Annotated in this window: 25 protein-coding genes and 1 pseudogene; 10 read left to right on the top strand and 16 right to left on the bottom strand. The window is 60.9% G+C overall.

What is annotated here, in order from left to right; translation table 11 throughout:
• Positions 1 to 186: 186 nt before the first annotated feature.
• Positions 187 to 1,656, top strand: coding sequence for a glyceraldehyde-3-phosphate dehydrogenase (locus OGL93_RS21120; RefSeq protein ID WP_263264940.1), 1,470 nt, complete (start codon positions 187 to 189; stop codon positions 1,654 to 1,656).
• Between the two features lie 144 nt (positions 1,657 to 1,800).
• Here the strand turns inward: OGL93_RS21120 and OGL93_RS21115 are convergent, their stop codons facing one another.
• A complete protein-coding gene (locus tag OGL93_RS21115; protein ID WP_263264939.1) occupies positions 1,801 to 3,081 on the bottom strand; it encodes an MFS transporter in 1,281 nt (426 codons plus the stop codon).
• Between the two features lie 373 nt (positions 3,082 to 3,454).
• Here OGL93_RS21115 and sthA point away from each other — a divergent pair, with 373 nt between their 5' ends.
• Positions 3,455 to 4,849 (top strand): Si-specific NAD(P)(+) transhydrogenase, encoded by a 1,395-nt coding sequence (gene sthA / locus OGL93_RS21110; protein ID WP_263264937.1) that lies wholly within the window; start codon positions 3,455 to 3,457, stop codon positions 4,847 to 4,849.
• A gap of 42 nt (positions 4,850 to 4,891) precedes the next feature.
• Here sthA and OGL93_RS21105 read toward each other — a convergent pair whose 3' ends face one another.
• Together OGL93_RS21105 and OGL93_RS21100 are read right to left on the bottom strand one after the other, a co-directional pair.
• Positions 4,892 to 5,614 (bottom strand): glycerophosphodiester phosphodiesterase family protein, encoded by a 723-nt coding sequence (locus OGL93_RS21105; protein WP_263264935.1) that lies wholly within the window; start codon positions 5,612 to 5,614, stop codon positions 4,892 to 4,894.
• Positions 5,615 to 5,638: 24 nt separating this feature from the next.
• Entirely contained in the window at positions 5,639 to 6,211 is a 573-nt protein-coding gene (locus tag OGL93_RS21100; RefSeq protein ID WP_263264934.1) for a PilZ domain-containing protein, read from the bottom strand.
• Positions 6,212 to 6,303: 92 nt separating this feature from the next.
• Here OGL93_RS21100 and OGL93_RS21095 point away from each other — a divergent pair, with 92 nt between their 5' ends.
• Genes OGL93_RS21095 through OGL93_RS21085 form a run of 3 tightly spaced genes read left to right on the top strand, consistent with a single transcriptional unit; the run spans position 6,304 to position 9,538 of the window.
• Positions 6,304 to 7,551 carry a lipoprotein-releasing ABC transporter permease subunit gene (locus OGL93_RS21095; protein WP_263264932.1) on the top strand — a complete coding sequence of 416 codons (1,248 nt, stop codon included), beginning with the start codon at positions 6,304 to 6,306 and terminating at the stop codon, positions 7,549 to 7,551.
• Between the two features lie 7 nt (positions 7,552 to 7,558).
• Positions 7,559 to 8,242, top strand: a complete 684-nt coding sequence (lolD, locus tag OGL93_RS21090; RefSeq protein WP_263264971.1) for a lipoprotein-releasing ABC transporter ATP-binding protein LolD — start codon at positions 7,559 to 7,561, stop codon at positions 8,240 to 8,242.
• A gap of 51 nt (positions 8,243 to 8,293) precedes the next feature.
• Complete coding sequence (locus OGL93_RS21085) at positions 8,294 to 9,538, top strand: lipoprotein-releasing ABC transporter permease subunit (protein ID WP_263264930.1); 1,245 nt, start codon at positions 8,294 to 8,296, stop codon at positions 9,536 to 9,538.
• A 20-nt stretch (positions 9,539 to 9,558) separates the two neighbouring features.
• Here the strand turns inward: OGL93_RS21085 and OGL93_RS21080 are convergent, their stop codons facing one another.
• Positions 9,559 to 9,993 carry a CBS domain-containing protein gene (locus tag OGL93_RS21080; RefSeq protein WP_263264929.1) on the bottom strand — a complete coding sequence of 145 codons (435 nt, stop codon included), beginning with the start codon at positions 9,991 to 9,993 and terminating at the stop codon, positions 9,559 to 9,561.
• 190 nt (positions 9,994 to 10,183) lie between these two features.
• Here OGL93_RS21080 and queF point away from each other — a divergent pair, with 190 nt between their 5' ends.
• A complete protein-coding gene (gene queF, locus OGL93_RS21075) occupies positions 10,184 to 11,014 on the top strand; it encodes an NADPH-dependent 7-cyano-7-deazaguanine reductase QueF (protein ID WP_263264928.1) in 831 nt (276 codons plus the stop codon).
• Positions 11,015 to 11,049: 35 nt separating this feature from the next.
• Here queF and OGL93_RS21070 read toward each other — a convergent pair whose 3' ends face one another.
• Positions 11,050 to 11,313 (bottom strand): DUF4404 family protein, encoded by a 264-nt coding sequence (locus OGL93_RS21070; protein WP_263264927.1) that lies wholly within the window; start codon positions 11,311 to 11,313, stop codon positions 11,050 to 11,052.
• A gap of 201 nt (positions 11,314 to 11,514) precedes the next feature.
• On the opposite strand from OGL93_RS21070, the gene OGL93_RS21065 reads away from it, so the two are divergent.
• Positions 11,515 to 12,216 carry a VacJ family lipoprotein gene (locus OGL93_RS21065; protein ID WP_263264926.1) on the top strand — a complete coding sequence of 234 codons (702 nt, stop codon included), beginning with the start codon at positions 11,515 to 11,517 and terminating at the stop codon, positions 12,214 to 12,216.
• A 45-nt stretch (positions 12,217 to 12,261) separates the two neighbouring features.
• On the opposite strand, the gene OGL93_RS21060 is transcribed toward OGL93_RS21065, so the two are convergent.
• Positions 12,262 to 12,558, bottom strand: coding sequence for a PilZ domain-containing protein (locus OGL93_RS21060; protein ID WP_263264924.1), 297 nt, complete (start codon positions 12,556 to 12,558; stop codon positions 12,262 to 12,264).
• A gap of 271 nt (positions 12,559 to 12,829) precedes the next feature.
• On the opposite strand from OGL93_RS21060, the gene rssB reads away from it, so the two are divergent.
• Positions 12,830 to 14,014 carry a two-component system response regulator RssB gene (gene rssB / locus OGL93_RS21055; RefSeq protein WP_263264923.1) on the top strand — a complete coding sequence of 395 codons (1,185 nt, stop codon included), beginning with the start codon at positions 12,830 to 12,832 and terminating at the stop codon, positions 14,012 to 14,014.
• On the top strand, positions 14,011 to 14,493 hold the full coding sequence (gene rssC / locus OGL93_RS21050) for an anti-sigma factor antagonist RssC (RefSeq protein ID WP_263264922.1): 483 nt from the start codon (positions 14,011 to 14,013) through the stop codon (positions 14,491 to 14,493). The genes rssB and rssC overlap by 4 nt, the downstream gene beginning before the upstream one ends.
• A gap of 79 nt (positions 14,494 to 14,572) precedes the next feature.
• Here the strand turns inward: rssC and tal are convergent, their stop codons facing one another.
• Both tal and dusA read right to left on the bottom strand, forming a co-directional pair.
• Entirely contained in the window at positions 14,573 to 15,502 is a 930-nt protein-coding gene (gene tal, locus OGL93_RS21045) for a transaldolase (protein ID WP_263264920.1), read from the bottom strand.
• 118 nt (positions 15,503 to 15,620) lie between these two features.
• Positions 15,621 to 16,631, bottom strand: a complete 1,011-nt coding sequence (gene dusA, locus OGL93_RS21040; RefSeq protein ID WP_263264919.1) for a tRNA dihydrouridine(20/20a) synthase DusA — start codon at positions 16,629 to 16,631, stop codon at positions 15,621 to 15,623.
• A gap of 65 nt (positions 16,632 to 16,696) precedes the next feature.
• Between dusA and OGL93_RS21035 the strand changes: the two genes are divergently transcribed.
• The gene (locus OGL93_RS21035) at positions 16,697 to 17,854 is read left to right on the top strand and encodes a site-specific integrase (protein ID WP_263264918.1); all 1,158 of its coding nucleotides are present in this window, start codon (positions 16,697 to 16,699) and stop codon (positions 17,852 to 17,854) included.
• Here OGL93_RS21035 and OGL93_RS21030 read toward each other — a convergent pair whose 3' ends face one another.
• The 8 genes and pseudogenes from OGL93_RS21030 to OGL93_RS22270 form a co-directional block, all read right to left on the bottom strand.
• On the bottom strand, positions 17,855 to 18,148 hold the full coding sequence (locus OGL93_RS21030; protein WP_263264916.1) for a pyocin activator PrtN family protein: 294 nt from the start codon (positions 18,146 to 18,148) through the stop codon (positions 17,855 to 17,857). It lies immediately after the preceding gene.
• A 45-nt stretch (positions 18,149 to 18,193) separates the two neighbouring features.
• Positions 18,194 to 18,316, bottom strand: a complete 123-nt coding sequence (locus tag OGL93_RS21025) for a hypothetical protein (protein WP_263264915.1) — start codon at positions 18,314 to 18,316, stop codon at positions 18,194 to 18,196.
• On the bottom strand, positions 18,313 to 18,714 hold the full coding sequence (locus OGL93_RS21020) for a hypothetical protein (RefSeq protein WP_263264914.1): 402 nt from the start codon (positions 18,712 to 18,714) through the stop codon (positions 18,313 to 18,315). Before OGL93_RS21020 ends, OGL93_RS21025 begins: the two co-directional genes overlap by 4 nt.
• Before the next feature lie 36 nt (positions 18,715 to 18,750).
• Positions 18,751 to 21,548 (bottom strand): annotated as a pseudogene (locus tag OGL93_RS21015) (toprim domain-containing protein).
• Complete coding sequence (locus tag OGL93_RS21010; protein WP_263264913.1) at positions 21,548 to 21,739, bottom strand: hypothetical protein; 192 nt, start codon at positions 21,737 to 21,739, stop codon at positions 21,548 to 21,550. Before OGL93_RS21010 ends, OGL93_RS21015 begins: the two are co-directional and overlap by 1 nt.
• Positions 21,740 to 21,831: 92 nt before the next feature.
• Complete coding sequence (locus OGL93_RS21005) at positions 21,832 to 22,191, bottom strand: hypothetical protein (RefSeq protein WP_263264912.1); 360 nt, start codon at positions 22,189 to 22,191, stop codon at positions 21,832 to 21,834.
• A 5-nt stretch (positions 22,192 to 22,196) separates the two neighbouring features.
• Positions 22,197 to 22,475 (bottom strand): ogr/Delta-like zinc finger family protein, encoded by a 279-nt coding sequence (locus tag OGL93_RS21000; RefSeq protein ID WP_263264911.1) that lies wholly within the window; start codon positions 22,473 to 22,475, stop codon positions 22,197 to 22,199.
• The gene (locus OGL93_RS22270; RefSeq protein WP_346659658.1) at positions 22,472 to 22,828 is read right to left on the bottom strand and encodes a DNA-binding protein; all 357 of its coding nucleotides are present in this window, start codon (positions 22,826 to 22,828) and stop codon (positions 22,472 to 22,474) included. The genes OGL93_RS21000 and OGL93_RS22270 overlap by 4 nt, the downstream gene beginning before the upstream one ends.
• Positions 22,829 to 22,856 lie beyond the last annotated feature (28 nt).

Below are 22,856 nucleotides of genomic sequence, written 5' to 3'. Positions count from 1 at the left end.
TCGATCTGAAGCGAGGATTGTAGCGGTGCAGCAGCCTGCCTGTCAGTGGCGCGGGGCGTAAAAAGAACGCCCCGGCGGTCAAGAACTTAAAGGCTCTGTGGCGGTCAATGCAGCCGTGCTGACGGGAGCGCATTGCTTTGGCGCAACGGCCGAAGTCATAATGTAGCTCCTTTTTTCTCTCCCTACATGTGGAAGGTTCCCGTGAATCAGAAGCCCGACCAGTGCCTTGGTGAATGGATCGATCGTGAAGCGCTCGCCGAGGCGATGATCCCGTTGATCGGTCAGCTTTACCGCAACAATAACGTGGTGACCTCGATCTACGGCCGCAGCCTGATCAACCGTTCCGTTATTGCGATCCTCAAGGCGCATCGTTTCGCCCGTCACCGCCAGGTCGACGAGAGCGAGCTGTCGGTGCACGAGACTTTCCCCCTGCTCAAGGCCATGAGCGAGCTCAAGCTGGGCGCGGCTTCGGTCGACCTGGGCAAGCTGGCGGTCAAGTTCAAGGCCGAAGGTAATGGCCGCAGCGCCGATGCCTTCGTTCGCGAGGAGCTGGCCGATGTGGTCGGCAAGCAGACCACCGAAGCCGGTCATCGCAAGGGCCAGGACGTGGTGCTGTACGGTTTCGGCCGGATCGGCCGCCTGCTGGCGCGTATCATGATCGAGAAGACCGGTGGTGGCGACGGCCTGCGCCTGCGTGCGATCGTGGTCCGCAAAGGCTCGTCCGACGACCTGAGCAAGCGCGCCAGCCTGCTGCGCCGCGACTCGGTTCACGGCTCCTTCGACGGCACCATCCTGGTGGACGAAGAAGCCAACACCCTGAACATCAACGGCAACCTGATTCAGGTCATCTACGCCAAGGCACCGAACGAGGTGGACTACACCCAGTACGGCATCCAGAACGCGCTGTTGGTAGACAACACCGGCGTATGGCGTGACGCCGAGGGCCTCAGCCAGCACCTGGCCTGCCCTGGCGTTGACCGGGTGATCCTCACCGCGCCTGGCAAGGGCAAGCTGAAGAACATCGTGCACGGCATCAACCACGGGTTGATCACGGCGGAAGACAAGATCGTTTCGGCTGCATCCTGCACCACCAACGCCATCGTTCCGGTGCTCAAGGCCATCAACGACAAGTTCGGCATCGCCAACGGTCACGTCGAGACCGTTCATTCGTACACCAACGACCAGAACCTGATCGACAACTTCCACAAGGGCTCGCGCCGTGGCCGTAGCGCCGCGCTGAACATGGTCATCACCGAAACCGGTGCCGCCACCGCAGCTGCCAAGGCCCTGCCGGAACTGGCGGGCAAGCTCACTGGCAATGCGATTCGCGTACCGACGCCGAACGTGTCCATGGCGATCCTGAACCTGAACCTGGACACCGCCACCAGCCGCGACGAAATCAACGAATACCTGCGCTACGTGGCGCTGCATTCGGACCTGTCTCGCCAGATCGACTTCGTCAGCTCCACCGAGGTGGTGTCTACCGACTTCGTAGGCTCGCGCTACGCCGGCGTGGTCGATGCCGAAGCGACTATCTGCAATGACAACCGCGTGGTGCTGTACGTCTGGTACGACAACGAGTTCGGTTACAGCTGCCAGGTGATCCGCGTGATGGAAGACATGGCCGGGGTCAACCCGCCGGCTTTCCCGAAGTAAGTTTTGCCTGATCCACAAAAAAGCCCCGGTCCTGAACAGGCCGGGGCTTTTTTGTGCTCATGAACCCTGGGAGTGGGCAATAGCCCGCGAACGTTGAACCTGCCCCAGGGCATGCACGGGCTGCCGTCGCCCCCCAAGGGTGTTCTACATCGCGTGGGCCGTGCGCAACTGCGGGTTGGTGCGGAACAGGTAGAGCGTCGCTGCCAGCCCCATCACCGCGGCACCACTGAGCCAAAGGCCCGGCGCGGCTTGATTGCCCAGTTCATGAATCAGCCAGGTGCAGGCTGCCGGGGTAAAGCCGCCAAAGGTCGCGGTGGCCAGGCTGTAGGCCAGCGAGAAACCCGTGGTGCGCACTTCCTTGGGCATGATCTCGGTAAGCGCAACCACCATGGCGCCGTTGTAAGAGCCGTAGAGGAAGGACAGCCAAAGCCCGACCATCAACAAGTGCGCGAAACTCGGCGCGCCAACCAGCCAAGACAGCAGGGGGTAGGCCGTAATGATCGCCAGCACCGTGGTGGTGACCAGCAGCGGCTTGCGGCCGATGCGGTCGGACACCGCGCCCATGACCGGCAGCCAAATGAAGTTGGACAAACCGATGCACATGGTGACGATCAGCGCATCCAGCTCGGAGAGGTGCAGCTCGGCCTTGCCAAAGGTCGGGGTATAGGCGGTGATCAGATAGAAGGACACGGTCGTCATCACCACCATGGCCATGCCTGCGATCACAAGCCCGAAGTTCTGGCCGATAGAGGTCAACACTTGTCGCATGCTTGGCCGGTGCGTGCGCGCCTGGAACTCTGGCGTTTCTTCCAAAGAGCGGCGGATGAAGAAGATCACGGGCACGATCAGGCAGCCGATCAGGAAGGGCACGCGCCAGCCCCATTGGCTCATCTCGTCTGGGGAGAGGAAGTGGTGCAGGATCACCCCCAGCAGCCCGGCAAACACAACCGCCACTTGCTGGCTGGCCGATTGCCAACTCACGAAGAACCCCTTGTGGCCCGGTGTGGCGATTTCGGCCAGGTACACCGATACGCCTCCCAGCTCGACACCTGCCGAGAACCCTTGCAGCAGGCGGCCGACGAGCACCAGTACCGGCGCCGCCAAGCCGATGCTGGCGTAGCCGGGAACGAGGGCGATGAGCAGTGTGCCCATGGCCATCAGGCCCAGGGTCACGATCAGGCCGCGGCGACGGCCGTGACGGTCGATGTAAGCGCCCAGCACGATGGCGCCCAGCGGCCGCATCAGGAAGCCGGCGCCGAAGGTAGCCAACGAGAGCATCAGCGAGGCGAAAGCGCTGTCGGTGGGGAAGAAGGTGGCCGCGATAGCGGTGGCGTAAAAGCCATACACCATGAAGTCGAACATCTCGAGGAAGTTGCCGCTGACAACGCGAAAGATCGCCTTGCCCTTGCCTGTCGAAGAGGCCATGTAGGTACCCGATTATCGATTGGAGTGGAGGGAATCCCTGTTTCAGACACCTGCGGCAAGGGTTGCCGCTCGCCTGACGGTCTAGGAGGCGGATTTGTAACCTTATGTGTAAGCAATGGACAGGGGCAAATGAAATCCGTTCTGCCCAGCTAGCAGATCGCCATATCGCGGGCACTAGTGCCGCCCCAATGGCGGGATTATTACCAAAGCGGTAACTACAATTGTCGTGACGCCGAGATAGCCAATCGCTCAACCAAGGGTTAATGTTCGCGCCTTGCAGGCTTGGCTAGACTGCACAACGATTCGGTGCCGGTCCGGGCATTTCGTGCCGCAGCAGCCCAGAGGCGCAGCGGCCTGTTTTGAAGGAGTACGCATGGCTGTCTACAACTACGATGTAGTGGTGCTGGGTTCTGGCCCGGCAGGTGAAGGGGCGGCAATGAACGCCGCCAAGGCAGGACGCAAGGTCGCAATGGTCGATAGCCGTCGGCAGGTCGGCGGCAACTGCACCCACCTGGGAACCATCCCCTCCAAGGCCTTGCGCCACTCGGTCAAGCAGATCATCCAGTTCAACACCAACGAGATGTTCCGGGTCATCGGCGAGCCCCGCTGGTTCTCCTTCCCCGACGTTCTCAAAAGCGCTGAGCGGGTGATCGCCAAACAGGTCGCCTCGCGCACCAGTTATTACGCGCGCAACCGCGTGGATGTGTTCTTCGGCACGGGCAGCTTCTCCGATGAGCAGACCGTGCAGGTCGTGTGCTCCAACGGAGCACAGGAGAAGCTGGTGGCCAAGCAGGTCATCATTGCCACGGGCTCGCGGCCGTACCGCCCGGCGGACATCGACTTCAGCCACCCGCGCATCTACGACAGTGACACCATCCTGGGCCTGACCCACACCCCCCGCAAGCTGATCATTTATGGCGCAGGGGTGATCGGCTGCGAATACGCATCGATCTTCAGCGGGCTGGGCGTTTTGGTCGAGCTGGTGGATAACCGCGAGCAATTGCTGAGCTTCCTGGACTCGGAAATCTCCCAGGGCCTGAGTTATCACTTCAGCAACAACAACGTGATGGTTCGCCACCAGGAAGAGTACGAGCGCGTCGAGGGGATGGACAGCGGCGTTATCCTGCATCTCAAGTCCGGCAAGAAGATCAAGGCCGACGCCTTGCTCTGGTGTAACGGCCGCACCGGCAACACTGACCGCCTTGGCCTTGAAAACATCGGGATCAAGGTCAACAGCCGGGGCCAGATCGACGTGGACGAAAGCTATCGCACTAGCGTACCCACTATTTATGGTGCCGGCGATGTGATCGGCTGGCCAAGCCTTGCCAGCGCTGCCTACGACCAGGGGCGCTCCGCTGCGGGCACCATCGTCGACAACGGTAGCTGGCGCTTCGTCAATGACGTGCCCACGGGCATCTATACCATCCCGGAGATCAGCTCGCTGGGCCGCACCGAGCAGGAGCTGACCCGGGACCGGATTCCCTACGAAATAGGCAAGGCATTCTTCAAGGGCATGGCCCGGGCACAGATCTCCAACGAGCCGGTGGGCATGCTGAAGATCCTGTTCCATCGGGAAACCTTGCAGGTGCTGGGCGTTCACTGCTTCGGCGACCAGGCTTCGGAAATCGTCCACATCGGCCAGGCGATCATGAACCAACCTGGCGAGCTGAACACCTTGAAGTACTTTGTGAACACCACCTTCAACTACCCGACCATGGCCGAAGCCTATCGGGTAGCGGCCTACGACGGCCTGAACCGGCTTTTTTGAGCGGCTCCGGCCGGTGGCCCGAGCCGGCCGGGGCGCAAGCCTTCAGCGATTCTCGAGGGTGGCGCTGGCCAAACCGGGAAAGTCTGTGATCAGGCTGTCCACGCCGAAATCGGCGAGCCGGCGCATCAGTGCCGGTTCGTTCACCGTCCATACCGACACATGCAAGCCCTGGCGCTGTGCCTTGAGCAGGCGCTCGGGAGTGCACAAGGTCCAGTTCAGGGCCAGGAACTGGCAGCCGTAGTTCTGCGCGACCTTCAGCGGGTCCAGCCAGGCGTATTCAGCGACCAGGCCGCGGGAAATGTCCGGTACCAAGTCAGTCGCAGCGCGTAGCACCTCGCGCGAACTCGACGTGATGGTGACCTTGTCCAGCAGGCCATGGCGCTGGGCCAGCTCGCGGATGTTCAGCACCGTGGTCGCCGCCCGGGTGCGTGATGCGCTCTTCACTTCCAGTTGCCAGTGCTCGAAAGGGCATTGTTCGAACAAGGTTTCTAGCCGGGGGATGGGGCAGGGCGTGCGCCAGCCTGGGCCGCCCTTGCGGGCATCGATCCCGGCCAGCTCATCGGCGGTATAGTCCACGACCTTGCCGCGGCGGTCGGTGGTGCGCTTGAGGGTCGGATCATGGATGACCATCAGCTCGCCGTCGCTGGACAGGTGCAAGTCCAATTCGCAACGTTTTATGCCGTGCTCCAGGCATTGCTGGAAACTGGCAAGGGTGTTCTCGGGGGCTTCGCCTTTCGCGCCGCGGTGGCCGTAGATCAAGGTCACAGCTGGTTCCTTGTAGTAGTGGGGTCAGACTGCGTCCAGTGCCTGGTCGCGGGCCTGGCGACGTTCCATCGCCTGTTTCTGCAAGACGTACCGGGCCAGCAGCTGACGCTGGGCGTCAGTGCTGCCCTCGAACTCCACGCCGATGGCATAGCCGCCTTCAGCCAGGGTGTTGCAGTGCACCACGCGAGCCCGAAGCATCATGCCAAGCGCTTGCGGCATGAACGCCATCTTCATGTCCAGGCGGGTGCCGGGGGCGAACGGCGAGGGGTTGTGGAAGTCCAGCCCGGCTTCGGACATCACGACCGGGCGTGGATCGCCGAGCGAACCCAACAGCATTTGCGCAAGCACCTGGCTGAGCAGGTCGATACGTTTGTTCTGCGCTTTCAGGAAGCCGCTCAGCGCGCGGTTGGCGTCGCCCAACTGGCGCAGCAAGTGCTGGGATTCGAACTCGCTCAAGTGCAGTTCACTGAGCAGGTTGAACAGCGGCGATCCCTCCGACGGCGCTTCGAGCGAGTCGTCCAGCGGGGTTATTTCAAGTGCGATGCGGTCCTCGATACGGTAGTATTCGCGGCGCTCTGCGTCATCTGATGTCGGCATGGCGAACCCAAGTTGGCGGTTGTGGTCCGAGTGTACGACCGCTGCGGCGGCCTCGCCACACGGATGTTCCTTTCACTCGAACAAGCACTTACATGTTCAGACCTCTATTTGCCTTCATCGGCGCGCGCTACACCCGCGCCAGGCGTCGGAATCATTTCGTTTCGTTTATTTCACTGACCTCCATGACCGGCCTGGCGCTGGGCGTGATCGTGATGATCGTGGTGCTGTCGGTCATGAACGGTTTCGACCGCGAGATGCGCAACCGCGTGCTGGGCATGGTGCCCCACGCCACCATCGAAGCCGCCCAGCCCATCGCCGACTGGCCGGCACTTGCCGCCAAGGCAGGGCAGTATCCTGGTGTCGCCGCCGTTGCGCCCTTCACTCAGCTGCAAGGGCTGTTGACCCACGATGGCCAGGTCCAGAAGGTGTTGCTCAACGGTATCGACCCTGCCCAGGAGGCGAAGGTTTCGATCGTCGACGCCTTTCTCCGCGAAGGCCAGCTGGCGGACCTCGCCAGCGGCGGTTTTGGCCTGATGATCGGTGACAAAGCGGCCACCAAGCTCGGCGTGAAGGTAGGCGACAAGGTCACCTTCGTGGCCCCTGAGGTCACCGTTACCCCGGCCGGGATGTTCCCGCGCATGAAGCGCTTCACCGTCACCGGCATCTTCCACGTGGGCGCCGGTGAAATCGACGGCTACCTGGGCCTGGCCAACCTCGAGGACCTCGGCCGCCTGCACCGCTGGAAAGCCGGAGAGGTGCAGGGGTTGCGGCTCAAGTTCGACGATCTGTTCCAGGCACCCCGAGGGGCCTACCAGCTTGCCCAACAGCTCGGCGCGGACTATTACACCCGCGATTGGACCCGCACCCATGGCAACCTGTACCAGGCCATCCGCATGGAAAAGAACATGATCGGCCTGCTGTTGCTGCTGATCGTTGCGGTGGCGGCGTTCAACATCATTTCCACCCTGGTGATGGTGGTGAACGACAAGCGAGGCGACATCGCCATCTTGCGTACGCTGGGCATGACCCCACGGCAGATCATGGGCGTGTTCATGGTTCAGGGCACCATCATCGGGGTGATCGGTACCTTGGTGGGCGGCGCCCTCGGCGTCCTCGGCGCGCTGAACGTGAGCCGGGCCATCGCCGGCCTCGAAGGGCTCCTCGGGCATAAATTCCTCAACCCGGACGTCTACTTCATCGATTACATCCCGTCGCAGCTGATGGCCCAGGACGTGCTCCTGGTCTGTGGTGCGGCGCTGGCCTTGAGTTTCCTTGCCACGTTGTACCCGGCCTGGCGCGCAGCGCGCACCCAGCCTGCGGAGGCGCTACGTTATGAGTGAATTGGGCATGAGTGAAAAAGCCGTACTGAGTTGCCGCAACCTGGGCAAGGCCTATGAAGAGGGCCCGGAATCAGTGGTGGTGTTGGCGAACCTGGAGCTGGAGCTGTATGCCGGCGAGCGGGTGGCGATCGTGGGGACTTCAGGTTCGGGCAAGAGTACGCTGCTCAACCTCCTCGGCGGCCTGGACACCCCAAGCCAGGGCAGCGTGTGGCTGGCCGGCGAGCAGTTGTCCTCGCTCAATGAGCGAGACCGCGGCCTGCTGCGCAATCGCGCACTGGGCTTCGTTTATCAGTTCCACCACCTGCTCGCTGAGTTTACCGCGCTGGAAAACGTGTGCATGCCGCTGTTGATTGGCCGCACCCCCATTCCAGAAGCTCGCCAACGAGCGACCGAGCTGCTCGAGCGGGTCGGCCTGGGGCACCGCTTGGCGCACAAGCCCGCGGAGCTGTCCGGCGGCGAACGCCAGCGAGTGGCTATTGCACGCGCGTTGGTGAACCGCCCCGGGCTGGTCATGCTCGACGAGCCTACCGGTAACCTGGACCAACATACCGCTCAAGGCATTCAGGACCTGATGCTGGAGCTGAGCCGTTCGCTGCGTACCGCCTTTTTGGTCGTGACCCATGACCCGGCCCTGGCCCGGCAGATGGATCGCGTGCTCAAACTGGACGAAGGCCGGCTGGTGCCGCTCTGATTCCCGGGGGCGCTCGCCGCCTCCCGCCTTTATTTTCCACGGTGCCCGCGCATGTTCAGACCCTTGCCCCTCTTCATCGGCGCTCGTTACACCCGTGCCAAGCGCCGCAATCACTTCATTTCCTTCATCTCCATGACCTCGATGATCGGCCTGGCGCTAGGCGTGCTGGCCATGATCGTGGTGCTTTCGGTCATGAACGGCTTCCAGCGGGAGATGAGCGCGCGGATCCTTGGCATGGTGCCGCACGCCACCGTGGTGGGGGATACCCCGCTCAACGACTGGCGCCCGGTGGCCGAGGCGGCGCTGCGTAATCCGGAGGTGGTCGCCGCGGCGCCGTTTACCGAACTCGATGGCATGCTCTCCTATAAAGGCGCGATGCAACCGATCCAGCTCAGCGGCGTGGACCCCGCACAAGAAGCCAAGGTGTCCATCGTTGCCAGCCACATTACCCAAGGCAGCCTGCAGCAATTGGTGCCGGGTGAATATGGGGTAGTGATCGGCGATATCACTGCCAGGCGGTTCCGCCTGGGGGTAGGCGACAAGCTCACGCTGATCGTGCCGGAAGCGAGCAACGCCCCAGGCGGCATCACTCCGCGCATGCAGCGCTTGAACGTGGTAGGGATCTTCCGTGTAGGCGCGGAAATCGACGGCTCGCTGGCGTTGATTCACATGGCGGACGCCGCGGACATCCAGAAGTGGCAGCCTGGGCAGGTCCAGAGCGTGCGCTTGAAGGTTCGTGATCTCTGGGCCGCGCCAGAGGTCGCCAAAAGCATTTCTGGCCAACTGGGGCAGGGGTATCACCCCGACGACTGGACCCATACCCAGGGCAGCCTGTTTGCCGCGATGAAAATGGAAAAAACCATGATCGGGCTATTGTTGCTGATGATCGTTGCGGTGGCAGCGTTCAACATCATCGCCACGCTGGTGATGGTGGTGAACGAGAAGGGCGCGGACATTGCCATTTTGCGAACCATCGGTGCCACCCCGCGGCAGGTGATGGCCACCTTCATGGTTCAGGGCAGCATCATCGGCGTCATCGGCACGCTGGTGGGAAGCGTGCTGGGCATCGTGGTGGCGCTGAACGTGAGCCAGATCGTCGGCTGGCTGGAGCGCGTCACCGGCCAGCACATCTTTACCTCCGATGTGTACTTCATCAGCAATCTGCCGTCGCAGTTGCAGTGGCCAGATGTCGCGTTGGTCAGCGGGGCAGGGCTGGTGCTGAGCTTCCTGGCAACCCTGTACCCCGCCTGGCGTGCCTCGCAGGTCGAGCCGGCCTACGCCTTGCGCTACGAATAAACCGGCGCTCGCGGTGAGTGTCACTCACCGCGGATGTACTGCTCGAGCTGATTGATCAGGCTGGCCTGTTCGGCGATCGCTTCCTTGACCAGGTCGCCGATGGACAACAGGCCCACCAATTGCCCGTCCTCCACTACCGGCAGATGGCGCAAATGGCTGTCGGTCATCGTGTTCATGCACCGCTCCACGCTTTCGCTCGGGCCAACGGTCACCACCGGGGCGCTCATGATCGCCCGTACCGGCGTACCTACCGAAGAGCGCCCGGCCAGGACCATCTTGCGGGCATAGTCTCGCTCGCTCACCACGCCGACTACCTGGCCATTCTCCACCACCGGCAGGGCACCTACGTTCTTCTCGGCCATAAGCTTCAGGGCGTCCAGCACCATCTGGTCTGGGCCGATGGTGAAGACGTCAACGTGCGTCTTGAGCTTGATAAGTTGCGCTACTGTTTTCATGGCCGGCCCCGTTGTTGTTGGTAGGAAGGTCGCACATTGGCTGAGCAAGCATCGTTCACACTGGGCGAACCGACAAGTAGAGGGCGCGCATCCCACCGATTGAATTTACTGATCAGCGGCCGGGGGCAGGGTGCAGGCGGGAGCGCCAAGCCGGTAGAATAGCCGCCTTTCGTTTTTCAGGTCCGCCACGATGCATCCCGCCGCCGAACACTCGCCCTTGGGCAAAGCCAGCCAGTATGTGTCCACCTACACGCCCAGCCTGTTGTTTCCCATTCCTCGCCTGGCAAAGTGGGCCGAGCTGGGCTTGACCGCCAGCACCTTGCCCTATGTGGGCGTGGACCTGTGGAACTGCTATGAATTGTCCTGGTTGCTGCCGTCCGGAAAACCGGTGGTAGCCATTGGCGAGTTCGCGATCCCGGCGGACTCGCCCAACATCATCGAGTCCAAGTCCTTCAAGCTGTACCTCAACTCCCTCAACCAGACGCCGTTCGAAACCGATGAAGCGCTGCGGGTTTGCCTGGAGCGAGACTTATCTGCCGCAGCGGGCAAGCCGGTAGGCGTGCGCATCCGGACACTGGCGGAGGTCCAGGCCGAGGGCGTAGCGGGGCTGCCTGGCGTTTGCGTGGACGATCTGGATATTGCCCCCAGCGACTACCGCCACCCACGGCCGGAGCTACTGCGCTGCGACGAAGGCACGATTGTGGAAGAGAGCCTGCATAGCCATCTGCTGCGTTCCAATTGCCCGGTAACGGGCCAACCCGATTGGGGCAGCCTGGCGGTCAGCTATACTGGCGCGGCCTTGGACCACGCCAGCTTCCTAGCCTATCTGGTGAGCTTCCGCGAGCATTCCGACTTCCACGAACAATGCGTGGAGCGGGTGTTCCTCGATCTGCAGCGCCTGCTCAAGCCAGAGCGTTTGACGGTGTTCGCACGTTATGTGCGCCGTGGCGGGCTGGACATCAACCCCTATCGCAGCACCCACGCCGTTGCCTTCGATAACGCCAGGCTGGTGCGTCAGTAAGCGCGGGCGGCAAACGGGTGCACGCGTGGGTGGGGCTAGACGCCGATATTGCCTAGGGTCTGGATGACGTTGCGCAGCGCCCCAGCAAGGCCTGGATGCTTCACTTCGAAGCGCTCCGCGGCGTAGTTCACGTTGTCCACAAGGCTGTCGGCGTGAGTGGCATTCTCGAGCTGAACCCTTGCTTCGATCTGCTGCATCAGTTGGGCAAGTTCATCTCGCTCTTCCTGGGTGGCAGGAGGGTTTCGGTCCAGCTCCTCGCGCAGGGCGTCCAGTTGGGCTTGCAGTTCTTGGACCGGCATAACGTTCTCCTTGTAAGTAGACACAGGCATTGACCGCCGGAAGCTGGTAAAAAATCCCTTGCATCGTCATCAGCTTAGGCGACATTAACGTGCAATGCCGCCGACGCCCGCCTGCGCAAGGGCGTACTTAAGTCTTATACTGAGGACGTTTTGAAGCGGGCATGCGCAGGATCGTTTGCCCTTATCCATGAGGAATTGCTTATGCGTTGCAAGGGTGTGGCCCTGTTCAATCGTTTCGCCGGAACTTGCCTGGCGGTAGGTCTGGCCGTGGTGCCAGCGCTTGGCCTAGCGGCGGATGAAGACCCCTGGGAAGGTGTGAACCGGGCGATCTTCCGCTTCAACGACACGCTCGACACCTACACCCTCAAGCCTCTTGCCAAGGGCTATGAAGCTGTGACACCGCAGTTTCTCGAGGACGGCATTCATAATATGTTCAGGAATGTGGGCGACGTCACAAACCTGGTAAATAATGTGCTCCAGGCCAAGCCCGCCGAGGCTGGCAAGGACACGGCGCGGCTGATCTTCAACACCACCTTCGGGGTTTTGGGGTTCTTTGATGTGGGCACCCGCATGGGCTTGCGACGCAGTGACGAGGACTTCGGCCAGACGCTCGGCTATTGGGGCGTGGCCAGCGGGCCTTATGTGATGCTGCCGTTCTTCGGCCCGAGCACTGTTCGAGACGCTATTGGCAAATACCCGGATACCTATGCTCGCCCGTATCGGTACATCGACCATGTACCTACGCGCAATACCATACTCGGCGCGGACATCATCGATACCCGGGCCAGCCTGCTGTCTGCTGAGAAGCTGATCAACGGCGACAAGTACGTGTTCTTGCGCAATGCCTACCTCCAGAACCGCGAGTTCAAGGTCAAGGATGGCAAGGTAGAAGACGACTTCTGATTCCAGAGTAGGCAGGGGAGGGGCATTGCGCGCCTCCCCGCTGCGTTATTCCTTGATAACGCTTAGCCCCAGCAAGCGGTAACCGTCTGCCAGTTCTTCGACCCGCACTACTTCTGTAGTAGCGTCGTAATCCGCGAGTTCACGGGAGTGGGATGGCAAGTGCACCTGCACCTTGTCGCCCGCCTCCCATTGGCATTTAGCCCGCAATTGAATGCCATTCCCTGAAAGGTCATGACAAATGGCCTGAATTCGCTCTCCACGTGCCGTGGCGGTGACCTCGGCGTCGACCGTCATGCGAATGAAATCCCGTTTTTCGCTGTACTGCTGGTCCAGCTGGCCCATGTTCTCTTCCTTCGATTGGGACAAAAAGCTTTCACGGTTTTATAACGCCGCGTCAATTACGGTGTAAAGGGGCCGTGCGACCATCGGTGCCCGCTTGAAACGCCAGGCGGATGGGAGTACCGTCTGCGCCTTACAGGGCACCTCCAATATTTGCCGTGCAGGGTTAATTGACCTACACCGTACAGGAGGGGCTAGAAAAGAAACCAGCAATGCCGTCCAGCCCCGGCCGAGCCTTCCTGATGCCAACCCATTTCTGGCGCCGTTTGCCCAAATGCAAAACTCCAGTGCAACGCTGCTCATAATCGACGATGACGATGTAGTGCGCGCCAGCCTGGCCGCCTACCTGGAAGACAGCGGCTTCCTCGTTCTGCAGGCCAGTAATGGCCAGCGCGGCCTGGAAGTGTTCGAGGAAACACGCCCTGACCTGATCATCTGTGACCTGCGCATGCCACAGATCGGCGGCCTGGAAATCATTCGGCAGATCAGCGAGCGAGGTGCCGGCGTTCCAGTCATCGTGGTGTCCGGTGCAGGCGTGATGAGCGACGCGGTAGAAGCATTGCGCCTGGGCGCGGCGGACTACCTCATCAAGCCGCTGGAAGACCTCGCGGTGCTTGAGCACTCCGTGCACAGGGCGCTCGATCGCTCCCGCTTGATGCGCGAAAACCAACGCTACCGAGAAAAACTCGAGGCCGCCAATCGCGAACTCGAAGCGAGCCTGCATCTGCTTCAAGAGGACCAGAACGCGGGCCGTCAAGTGCAGATGAACATGCTTCCGGTGAACCCTTGGGTAACCGACGGCTTTCGCTTCGAACACCAGATTATCCCCTCGCTGTACTTGTCCGGTGATTTCGTTGATTGTTTCCGCGTCGATGAGCGCCGGGTGGCATTTTATCTGGCGGATGTATCTGGGCATGGCGCTTCGTCGGCATTCGTCACGGTGCTCTTGAAATTCATGACCACCCGCCTGATGTTTGAGTCGAGGCGCAACGGTTTGATGCCCGAGTTCAGGCCCTCCGATGTGCTGTCGCATATCAACCGTGGTTTGATCAACTGCAAGCTGGGCAAGCATGTGACGATGGTGGGCGGTGTGATCAATGAAGAAACGGGCCGGCTCACCTATAGCATTGGCGGGCACTTGCCTTTGCCGGTGTTCTTTACCGGAGACCAGGCGCATTATCTTCAAGGGCGTGGTTTGCCTGTGGGGCTGTTCGATGAAGCCAGTTACACCAACCATGTGGTAGAGCTGCCGGAACGCTTCAGCCTGACATTGTTCTCCGATGGCATTCTGGACCTTTTGCCGGGAGAAACGCTCAAAGATAAAGAAGCCGCCTTGCCGGAAATCGTCAAGGCCGCAGGCGGTAGCCTGGATGGCTTGCGCCAGAAGTTCGGATTGGCCACCCTTGGAGAGATGCCGGACGACATCGCCATGTTGGTGCTTAGCAGGAATTTTGAATGAGTACCGGTAGAATCCAGTTCGCCGAACAGAGCGGCACGTTTGTCCTCAAGTTCGTTGGGGAAGTGCGCCTTACGCTTTGTTCTGCCCTGGATGCAACCATAGAGCGAATCTTTTCCGCCCTGGATTTTTCGGCCATCGTTATCGACTTGACCGAAACGCGCAGTATCGACAGCACTACCCTAGGGTTGCTGGCCAAGCTCTCTATCTTGTCGCGACAGAAGGTCGGCCTTCTACCGACGGTGGTGACCACCCATGAGGACATCACCCGGCTGTTGGCGTCCATGGGGTTCGACCAGGTATTCAATATCGTCGACCGGCCAATCCCGTGCCCGGAATGCTTGACCGACCTGCCTTCCCAAGACCAGTCCGAAGAGGTGGTTCGCTCCAAGGTGCTAGAAGCGCACAAGATCCTCATGGGCCTGAACGACTCGAACCGCGAAGCCTTCCACGACCTGGTCAGCGCTCTCGAGCGTAGCTGACACAGCTTCCACCGTGTCATCGATTCCCAACGTTGCAGCGTTGTAGAGCGGCGCCGGGTGACGCCGCCCGCTGCCAATATCAGCCCTTGTATTCTTTGATCAATTTCTCGAGTTTTTCCTGATCCCGAGCAAATTGGCGAATGCCTTCGGCCAGTTTTTCGGTGGCCATGGCGTCCTCGTTTGACAGCCAGCGGAACTTGGCTTCATCGAGTTGCAGCTTGGCTTCGCCGCCGGTTCCAGGCTTGAGCTTGCGTTCCAGCGAACCTTCATCCTGGAGGAGCTTGTCCAGAAGTTCCGGGCTGATGGTCAGGCGATCGCAACCAGCCAGTTGTTCAATCTGGCTGGTGTTACGGAAGCTCGCGCCCATGACCACGGTTTTGTAGTCATTGGCCTTGTAGTAGTTATAAATGCGGGTAACCGATTGCACGCCCGGATCTTCGGCGCCGGTGTAGTCGGTATTGTTGGCCTTTTTGTACCAGTCGTAGATACGCCCCACGAACGGCGAAATCAGGAACACACCCGCATCGGCGCAGGCTGCGGCCTGGGCAAAGGAGAACAGCAGCGTCAGGTTGCACTGAATGCCGTCCTTCTCCAGTTGCTCGGCGGCGCGGATGCCTTCCCAGGTGGAGGCGAGTTTGATCAGCACGCGATCCTTGCCCACGCCCGCCTTTTCGTACAGCTCGATCAGGTGGTTGGCCTTGCTGAGCATGGCCTGTGTGTCGAACGACAGGCGCGCGTCCACTTCAGTGGAAATGCGGCCATCGATGGATTTAAGGATTTCACCGCCTACTGCGACCGACAGGGCATCCGCGGCCACGCCGACGTCGCCATTGGATTCGCTAATGGTTTTTTTCAGCACTTCGGCATAGCCAGGGAGGCTGGCGGCCTTGAGCAGCAGGGACGGGTTGGTGGTCGCATCTTGCGGTTTAAGGCGCTTGATGGCGTCCAGGTCGCCGGTATCAGCCACGATGGTGGTGAATTGTTTCAGTTGTTCCAGCTTGGAAGTCATAAGCGTTCTCTGTCCTGTACGGTTTAACGACATTACCCCAGCAGCGCCGGGCCCTCAACGGGCCGTAGCTAGCAAAAGAATACGACCTTCGAGTGCGTGAACCGTGCTGGGTTCCGGCTCAGCGACCTTCGAGCAACACGGCGGCTTGATCGAGCAGCGCCAGCGGATCTGGCGCCTTGTGGATGTCCACCGATAACAGCTGGCGGAAGCGCCGGGCGCCTGGGAAGCCCTGAGCCAACCCGAGCATGTGCCGGGTGACGTGGTGCATCGCCCCGCCCGCAGCGATGTGTGCGGCGATATAGGGGCGCATCCGCGCCAGGGCTTCGCTGCGGCTGATCGCTGGCGCGCTACTGCCGAACAGCCGTTGGTCCACGTTCGCCAGCAGGTAGGGGTTATGATACGCCTCCCGGCCAAGCATGACCCCATCGAATATCTGCAGGTGGCTCAAGCACTCTTCCAGGGTCTTGATACCGCCGTTGAGTATCATCTCCAGGCCCGGGAAATCCTCCTTGAGCCGCGCTACCACGTCATAGCGCAGCGGCGGCACCTCACGGTTTTCCTTGGGTGATAGCCCTTCGAGAATGGCGATGCGCGCATGCACTGTGAAGCTGGTGCAACCGGTTTCGGCGACCTGGCCTACAAAATCGCAAAGCTGTTCGTAGCTGTCCCGCCCATTGATGCCAATGCGGTGCTTGACCGTCACAGGAATGCTAACCGCATCCTGCATGGCCTTGATGCACTGTGCCACCAACCCCGGATGTGCCATCAGGCACGCGCCGATCATGTTGTTCTGCACCCGGTCGCTTGGGCAACCTACGTTGAGGTTCACTTCATCGTACCCGGCCGCCTCGGCAAGCTTGGCGCACGCTGCCAGGTCTGCTGGCACGCTGCCGCCCAGTTGCAGGGCCAGCGGGTATTCCTCCGCATCGTGCTGCAGGAACCGCGCGGCATCGCCGTTGAGCAACGCTCCGGTAGTGACCATTTCGGTATAGAGGAGGGCATGCCGGGATAACTGGCGCAAGAAGAACCGGCAGTGGCGGTCCGTCCAATCCATCATCGGGGCAACGCTAAAGCGCCGGGACAGCGCAGGGCGCGTGGTTGCTGGGTTTGAAGCAATTTCTTGTGTCATTTTAGGCGTCAGATTTGGGCTCGTTTTTACCGCTTTCGGTGGGTTTTCGAAGGCTCGGGGGTAAAATGTACCCCCCCGAAAACGAGGTTTACCACCGGCCAATGGCAACGATACGAAAGCGAAAAAAGAAGGACGGCACAGCGGTCTACACCGTGCAAATCCGCATCAAAAGGAATGGTGCCGTAGTCTATCAAGAATGCCAGACCTTTAACCGCCTGCTGGCGGCCAAAAGCTGGGGCGCGCGACGGGAATCGGAACTCGCACAGCCTGGCGGCCTGGCCTTGGCCCAGCGCGGCGGCCAAGCCACCCTCGCCGAAATCATCCAACGCTACCTAGATGAATACGAGCGCATTCGCCCGCTTGGCAAGACCAAGCGGGCCACGCTCATCGCTTTGAAGGCCCGCTGGTTGGGTACGCTTGCCGAGACTGAGCTTACTAGCCAGAAGCTCGTTGAATACGCCCAGTGGCGAATGTCCGCCGAGGGTGGAGGCGTGCAGGCGCAGACGGTAGGCAATGACCTTTCACATCTGGGCGCTGTACTGAGTGTGGCCAAGCCGGCCTGGGGCTATGAAATTGATCCGCATGCAATGACTCAGGCTCGCGCGGTTCTTCGCAAGCTCGGCATGGTCAGCAGGAGCCGTGAGCGTGATCGACGGCCAACCCGCGAGGAGTTGGAGAAGCTCCTTGAGCACTTCTTCGGAATACTTGAGCGTCGACCTAGCGCCTCGCACATGCCACGATTGCTCGCCTTCGCTATTTTTTCCACACGGCGGCAAGACGAGATCTGCCGGATCCGTTGGGACGATCTGGACGAAGCCGGCAGTCGCGTATTAGTGCGCGATATGAAGAACCCAGGTCAGAAAATCGGCAATAACGTGTGGTGTCACCTGCCCACCGAAGCGCTGCAGTTGATTCTAAGCATGCCGCGCCACTGCGCGCGGATATTTCCTTACAACAGCGATTCTGTATCAACTTCCTGGACTAGGGCCTGCAAGATGGTAGGCGTCGAAGACCTGCGCTTCCATGACCTTCGCCATGACGGTGTGAGCCGATTGTTCGAAATGGATTGGGATATTCCACGGGTGGCCAGTGTGTCCGGCCACAGAGACTGGAACTCGATGCGCAGGTACACCCATCTTAGAGGGCGCGGTGACCCCTATGACGGGTGGAATTGGCTTCCCAAAATTCTTGCTTCGCCCGTGAAGCTGGGTAGTCGCCGCTGACTACCCGACGGTTTTGCAGGCTCTATGGGGGCTGCGGTTTTGCAGCTTGTCATTCTCCGTTCTGGCTAGCTCGCATTGCCGGTCGAGGTAGTTCGCCAAATCGACCAGAGCAACCCCCCTGGCGCCTTTTTGCGACCGAGTCATCTGCACCATAGGTAAGTCAATTTCTCCACTTGCTAGCTTGCGCTTGAGCGACTCAGGCGTAAGCGGGCTGAAATAGTCCCGGCAAACCCTTTCCAGCGGAATCACCGCGAGGCCGTTGTATTGGGCCATTAATAGAAATGCTGTGTTCATTGGTTCCTCTACTGCACTGACGTTTACGCGCTGGCGCCACGTGATTCACAACTGCATCAACTCCAATCCCAACGGCACCGCATACGCCATAACCACAATGAGCCCCGCCACCCCTAGCGCTTCGCCGGCGATCACCAGCAGCCCGGGCCCGTTCGGCGATTCCTTCATTTGCCGCCTCGCTTCCCAGTGAGCTCCAGCTCTGCGCCATCCACCACTGCGATCAAATCCACATCCTTGAGCCGATAGCACCCGCCCACGCCGCCCTTAACCACATAGCCGTTCGTATCTCGGGCTAACGCAACCGGGAAGGGATAGCGGTGGCCGTCACGGATCATCCGGTTGGCCTGATGGGCGTACTCGCTACGCGGGCGAATGCGTGCGAAAAGCTCCAGCGGCTGGCGGCCTGCTAGCCTATGACAACAGGCCTGGTAACCCTCCCAAGCCAGCTGTGTGGCAGGCGCTACAAACCTACCGTCACCCTCTGCACGTACATCCAACCCGTGGCCCTTCGCCCATTCCTCAAAGGCAAAGCGTTGTTCCAAGTTGATCGGCGTTTCTGCTTGCATGGTCTGCTCCTTTCAAATGCCAGCCTGGGTCCGACCCTAGGCCTCAAAAATCCAGCACTTCACCGTGGGTGACTTGTTAGAGGTACCGTTTAGTCGGCCGGCCTGGTATGCCCTCACAGCGCTATCTACGGCGCGGTTCTTGTCGATAAATTTGTGCTGGGTCGACGCCGGCAGCAGCGCGCGCAGCTCGCCGACGTCGGCCAGTTTTTGCCGATGCTCGGCGGCGCGTTCGGCGAATTCGTTGAGGTTTACCGCGATTAGTTTCGGGTTCTTGCTGTGGTTGACCACTGGACCGTTTACGTCGAGGCCCTGGAGGTAGTCGTACACCTCCCAGAATTCAGTTACGAACGGATGATCGGCGCTGATGGCTCGCTGGCGCTCCAGGGCGGCTTCTATCAGGTGGCGGCGGGTGAGGCTCACCTGCTCATCGCTCATGGGCACCACCAAGCGCAACGCATCCACACAGGCCATCATCTGTGCGTGATTCTTGATGATCCGCTCTACGCGGATGTACCCGCGCTCTCTCGCGCCGCAGGCGCAGCCGGTAGCTTTTTGCCCGGCGGGGAAGGGCGCATCGCAGCTGGCGCATTGAGTGTTTAGCTGGCGCAGCTTGGCTTCGAACACCGGAATGCGCTCGGCCAGTTGCTCCAGGATCGCGGCCTCCATCTGCACGGCGCGCACCAGAAAATGGCTGAGGGTTTCGCCCTCCAGGGCGTTTAGCCGGTCTGCCGCCGCACGGCTCTGGGTTGTCACCTCTGGCCGCTTGAAATGCAACTTCACGATCCGCGTCATCACCGCTTCGGAGGCATCAACCGCGGCGTTCTGGCTGATCACAATCGTGGCGCGAAAGGGCGGTTCGTAAGTTTCGTTGCCGGCGGTCTTCAAGCCCCGGGTGCTGAGCGTGCCGCCGTTGTAGAGGTCCTTGAGTTCGTCGTAGTCAAAGGTCACCGCGTGAGCGCGGCCCTCGCCGCTGCGGTCGGATTCGAGCAACACCACCGGCATGTTGGCCGTTTGGCCCATGGCCCGGGCCCGGCCAGCCTTGGTGGACTTCGCTGGGTCGAAGCCTTCGTACCCATTGCGGCCGAACAGCTTCCACAGAAAATTGAGTAAGGTTGTTTTGCCCGCACCTGCCTCGCCCGTCGCTTCAAGGAACGGGAAGGACTGGTAGCGCGTGCGGATCTGCTCGGCGAACAGCGAGCCAAACCAGAACGCCAGAGCAGTTACCCCGTTGGCGCCGAAGCAGGTCCAGAGCAGCGGCAGCCAGCGCTCATCGTAGGTATTTGCATCGCGTTGCAGGCGGATCGGTACACCCCGCTGCAGCGTCTTGAGGCGCAGCTTGCCGAAGTCAAAAAATTCCTCGTCGTTGACTGCTATCAACTGCCCGGCCTTCACCGCCAGGTCGCCGTAAACGTAGCAGCCGTACTCTTTGCTGTAGCCCACGAAGTCGATGGTCTGCACCGTCTTCAGGCCAAACAGCTGGTCTTTCATGATCTTGTCCAGCTGCTGTCCACTGCCGGTGAATACCGCACCGGCGGCCATGCCCAGCAGCCGCTTTTTAAACTCGCTGGCCCCCGCCAGTTGGGCGCCGGTGAACGTGTTTTTGACCGGCTCGCCGTCGTGGGGAAAGTCCACGCGGAAGAAGTACCAAGACTCGTCGGTGATCTCGTTGCGCTGGAAGTACAGCGCTTGCGGGTAGCAGTTGGCGATTTCCACCACGCCGCCACTCATGCGCAATGCTTTCTCCCGTCGCGCTTTGTCATCGAGCAGTTGATCTTCGTGTTTGTCGCTGCTCTCCAGCGCCTGGAACGCGCTGTTGTATTTGCTGATGTCCAGCTTCCACCAGTACAGGCGGGCGTCGTGGCGGAAATGGAACTCATCCCGCTCGCGCCACTGATACATCAACAGCGCTTTCTCCACCGCGCTTTCGGCCAGCAGCAGTGCGCCGTGATATCGCGCCTCTTCGACGTCTTTGCTTACCCGCTCAGCGCGGTCCTCTTCCTCTAGGAAACCCCAGCGCTGATGCAGGTCGTTCCAGTCCACCTTGCGGCCGTCGCGCTGTGGAATCTGAGCGGCGCTGCAACGGAAGCCTAGCGCTTCAGCCTTCTTTACCCACTGCCGGGTGTACCGCCGGGCTGCAGGTTCGTTATCCAGTGCCCACACCAGCTTCGGCAGGGCGCCGGCCCGCGCTTGGGCCAGTGCCAGCAGCGAGGCTTCGGGGAAGGCATTGCAGGACAGCGCAGCAACGGCGACCAGGTCGTTTTGCGCTAGCGCAATGGCATCGAAGATACCCTCGACGATCCACACCTCCTCGGTGAGGACCATCGCCTCTGGCTGGCAGGCCCACCAATGGCCCTTGTAGCTTTCGCCCGGCTTGAAGCGGGCTTTCATCTTGCCGAAGCGTTGCGGCTGGTCGATCAGCCGTTCCCAGTAACCACCCTGCTCGAGCGGGAAGCGAATGGTCGCCGAGCCTATCCCGAGGTCGCGGTTGAAGTAATGCTCCTGGCTGAATCGTCCCTTAACCAGGTCAGTCCGCAGCCCCTTGCAAACTCCAGGTAGGCGATGGCGCTGGCATCGGGGGCGTGTTCGGTCGCCGGCGCTCGGCGGCTCCAGTCGTCGAACAGGTCTGCATAAAGCTCTTTCACATGCCATTGGGCCGCGCATGCCCGTTCGCGACCGCAGCGCACCACCCACGGTGCGTCGCTGCGGGTATAGAGCTCCTTCTTGCCGCAGGCGGGGCAGGTGCCGCCCCGAAGGTACTGCGTGCCCGGGCGCGCTTTCAAGCCGTAAGCCTCCTGCAGCCGATGCAGCACCTCGGCGCGCAAGCGCTCCTGCATCATGCTCGTAGCCTCTGCAGCGCGGCTTTCTGCGCTGGCAAGGCTGGGGAGCCATCTAGGATCGCGCGGGTCCGTACCCCATCGGGTACGTGGCGGGACCGGACATCGAGCCCGAGTTCCTGCAGCGCCTGGCGCAGATGTTCACCCAGCGCCTGCGCCAAGGCGCAGGCCTCGCCTTGGCGCCATTTCATTCGTATTTCGATGCCTGTTTTCATGCGGTTTTTCCGAATTTAGGGCGTAGTTCACCCATACCCACGGCAGTGGGTGGTTGCTCAGGGAAGGGTCAGTACACCGCGCGCAGTCGGCGGCGTTCGGGGGCGTCAATGATCAAGCGGAAGATAACGGCAACGGGTACCGCGTAGGTCAGGCCGCTGGACGGGTCCGTCAGTACGGCAACAGATCTGCTGCTGTTGGCCACGTCCAGGTGTCGGCGCTCGCCAGCGCTGCGAAATTCGCCGTAGGCCCGGCTTGCGGTCAGTTGGGCCAAGGCTTCATCCACGCCATGCTCATGGCGCAGATGGGCAACGGTACGGCTAAATAGCGCCTGGTCGCCGCTTAGGTGTGCGGCCTGGTGATCCTCCAAAAATGCCAATGCCATGCGATGAAGGGCGCTACGGTAGTCAAAAGGGATGCGGGTATTCATAACAGCTACTCCAGGCCGGTCAGGTCCATTTGATGGTCAGTGGTAGGGCGCCGCCGCGCTTCTAGGCGCAATGCCTTCGGGGCCAGTGGCAAGTCGATGGCCGGGTTTGGCATACCGGAAGGGCTCAGTTCGTGAGTCATCTCAAACTGGGCTCGGCACGCCCAGCCGCAGCCCTCGTGGACGCATTGCAGGTAAGCCACCCGCAGAAAAATATGCACACCGTCGCTGGTGCGAATGCGCATCTTCCCGTGGCAGTGGGGGCAGACCAGCTTGTAAACGCTCATGCGCCTGCCTTATGTGGGCGATGCCCAGCGCATTGGCACAATGCTTCAGGCTGCACGCCATGGTTCTGTTTCCCACATTCTTGTACTTCCGTAAGTTCGCCCGCACCTTGCTTGATACCGAGTAATACCGCAGCGCGGTGGGCTTCACCGCGCAGGCATTTGGATTGACCATTTAGCACGGCATAGACGGTACTAGCGTTCAGGCCGTGTTCCTTTGCAAAACGGCTGGTGGATACGCCGTGCTGGACGAGCCGGTAACGGGCCTTGTCCAGCGCTTGCTCGCTGATGGGCGGGTTGGGCATAGTGCTCATTCGTGTGGTTTTCTGTGGGTTTACAACGATAATGGTACTCAAATTTGTACCTGTCAACCTCGTGAGGTGC

This window comes from Pseudomonas sp. RIT-PI-S, from assembly GCF_025642975.1.
Lineage (GTDB): Bacteria > Pseudomonadota > Gammaproteobacteria > Pseudomonadales > Pseudomonadaceae > Aquipseudomonas.
The sequence above is the reverse complement of the archived record's forward strand: the minus strand, read 5'-3'. Positions and strand labels throughout refer to the sequence as shown.

Coding starts and splice junctions, on each gene's coding strand:
- OGL93_RS21010 (WP_263264913.1), bottom strand. CDS start 21,739: ATGAAATGGCGCCAAGGCGAGGCCTGCGCCTTGGCGCAGGCGCTGGGT.
- queF (WP_263264928.1), top strand. CDS start 10,184: ATGCATCCCGCCGCCGAACACTCGCCCTTGGGCAAAGCCAGCCAGTAT.
- OGL93_RS21005 (WP_263264912.1), bottom strand. CDS start 22,191: ATGAATACCCGCATCCCTTTTGACTACCGTAGCGCCCTTCATCGCATG.
- OGL93_RS21060 (WP_263264924.1), bottom strand. CDS start 12,558: ATGGGCCAGCTGGACCAGCAGTACAGCGAAAAACGGGATTTCATTCGC.
- OGL93_RS21085 (WP_263264930.1), top strand. CDS start 8,294: ATGTTCAGACCCTTGCCCCTCTTCATCGGCGCTCGTTACACCCGTGCC.
- tal (WP_263264920.1), bottom strand. CDS start 15,502: ATGACTTCCAAGCTGGAACAACTGAAACAATTCACCACCATCGTGGCT.
- OGL93_RS21080 (WP_263264929.1), bottom strand. CDS start 9,993: ATGAAAACAGTAGCGCAACTTATCAAGCTCAAGACGCACGTTGACGTC.
- OGL93_RS21070 (WP_263264927.1), bottom strand. CDS start 11,313: ATGCCGGTCCAAGAACTGCAAGCCCAACTGGACGCCCTGCGCGAGGAG.
- OGL93_RS21025 (WP_263264915.1), bottom strand. CDS start 18,316: ATGAAGGAATCGCCGAACGGGCCCGGGCTGCTGGTGATCGCCGGCGAA.
- rssC (WP_263264922.1), top strand. CDS start 14,011: ATGAGTACCGGTAGAATCCAGTTCGCCGAACAGAGCGGCACGTTTGTC.
- sthA (WP_263264937.1), top strand. CDS start 3,455: ATGGCTGTCTACAACTACGATGTAGTGGTGCTGGGTTCTGGCCCGGCA.
- OGL93_RS21020 (WP_263264914.1), bottom strand. CDS start 18,714: ATGCAAGCAGAAACGCCGATCAACTTGGAACAACGCTTTGCCTTTGAG.
- OGL93_RS21115 (WP_263264939.1), bottom strand. CDS start 3,081: ATGGCCTCTTCGACAGGCAAGGGCAAGGCGATCTTTCGCGTTGTCAGC.
- OGL93_RS21035 (WP_263264918.1), top strand. CDS start 16,697: ATGTACCCCCCCGAAAACGAGGTTTACCACCGGCCAATGGCAACGATA.
- OGL93_RS21000 (WP_263264911.1), bottom strand. CDS start 22,475: ATGAGCGTTTACAAGCTGGTCTGCCCCCACTGCCACGGGAAGATGCGC.
- OGL93_RS21100 (WP_263264934.1), bottom strand. CDS start 6,211: ATGCCGACATCAGATGACGCAGAGCGCCGCGAATACTACCGTATCGAG.
- OGL93_RS21095 (WP_263264932.1), top strand. CDS start 6,304: ATGTTCAGACCTCTATTTGCCTTCATCGGCGCGCGCTACACCCGCGCC.
- dusA (WP_263264919.1), bottom strand. CDS start 16,631: ATGACACAAGAAATTGCTTCAAACCCAGCAACCACGCGCCCTGCGCTG.
- OGL93_RS21030 (WP_263264916.1), bottom strand. CDS start 18,148: ATGAACACAGCATTTCTATTAATGGCCCAATACAACGGCCTCGCGGTG.
- rssB (WP_263264923.1), top strand. CDS start 12,830: ATGCAAAACTCCAGTGCAACGCTGCTCATAATCGACGATGACGATGTA.
- OGL93_RS21065 (WP_263264926.1), top strand. CDS start 11,515: ATGCGTTGCAAGGGTGTGGCCCTGTTCAATCGTTTCGCCGGAACTTGC.
- lolD (WP_263264971.1), top strand. CDS start 7,559: ATGAGTGAAAAAGCCGTACTGAGTTGCCGCAACCTGGGCAAGGCCTAT.
- OGL93_RS21120 (WP_263264940.1), top strand. CDS start 187: ATGTGGAAGGTTCCCGTGAATCAGAAGCCCGACCAGTGCCTTGGTGAA.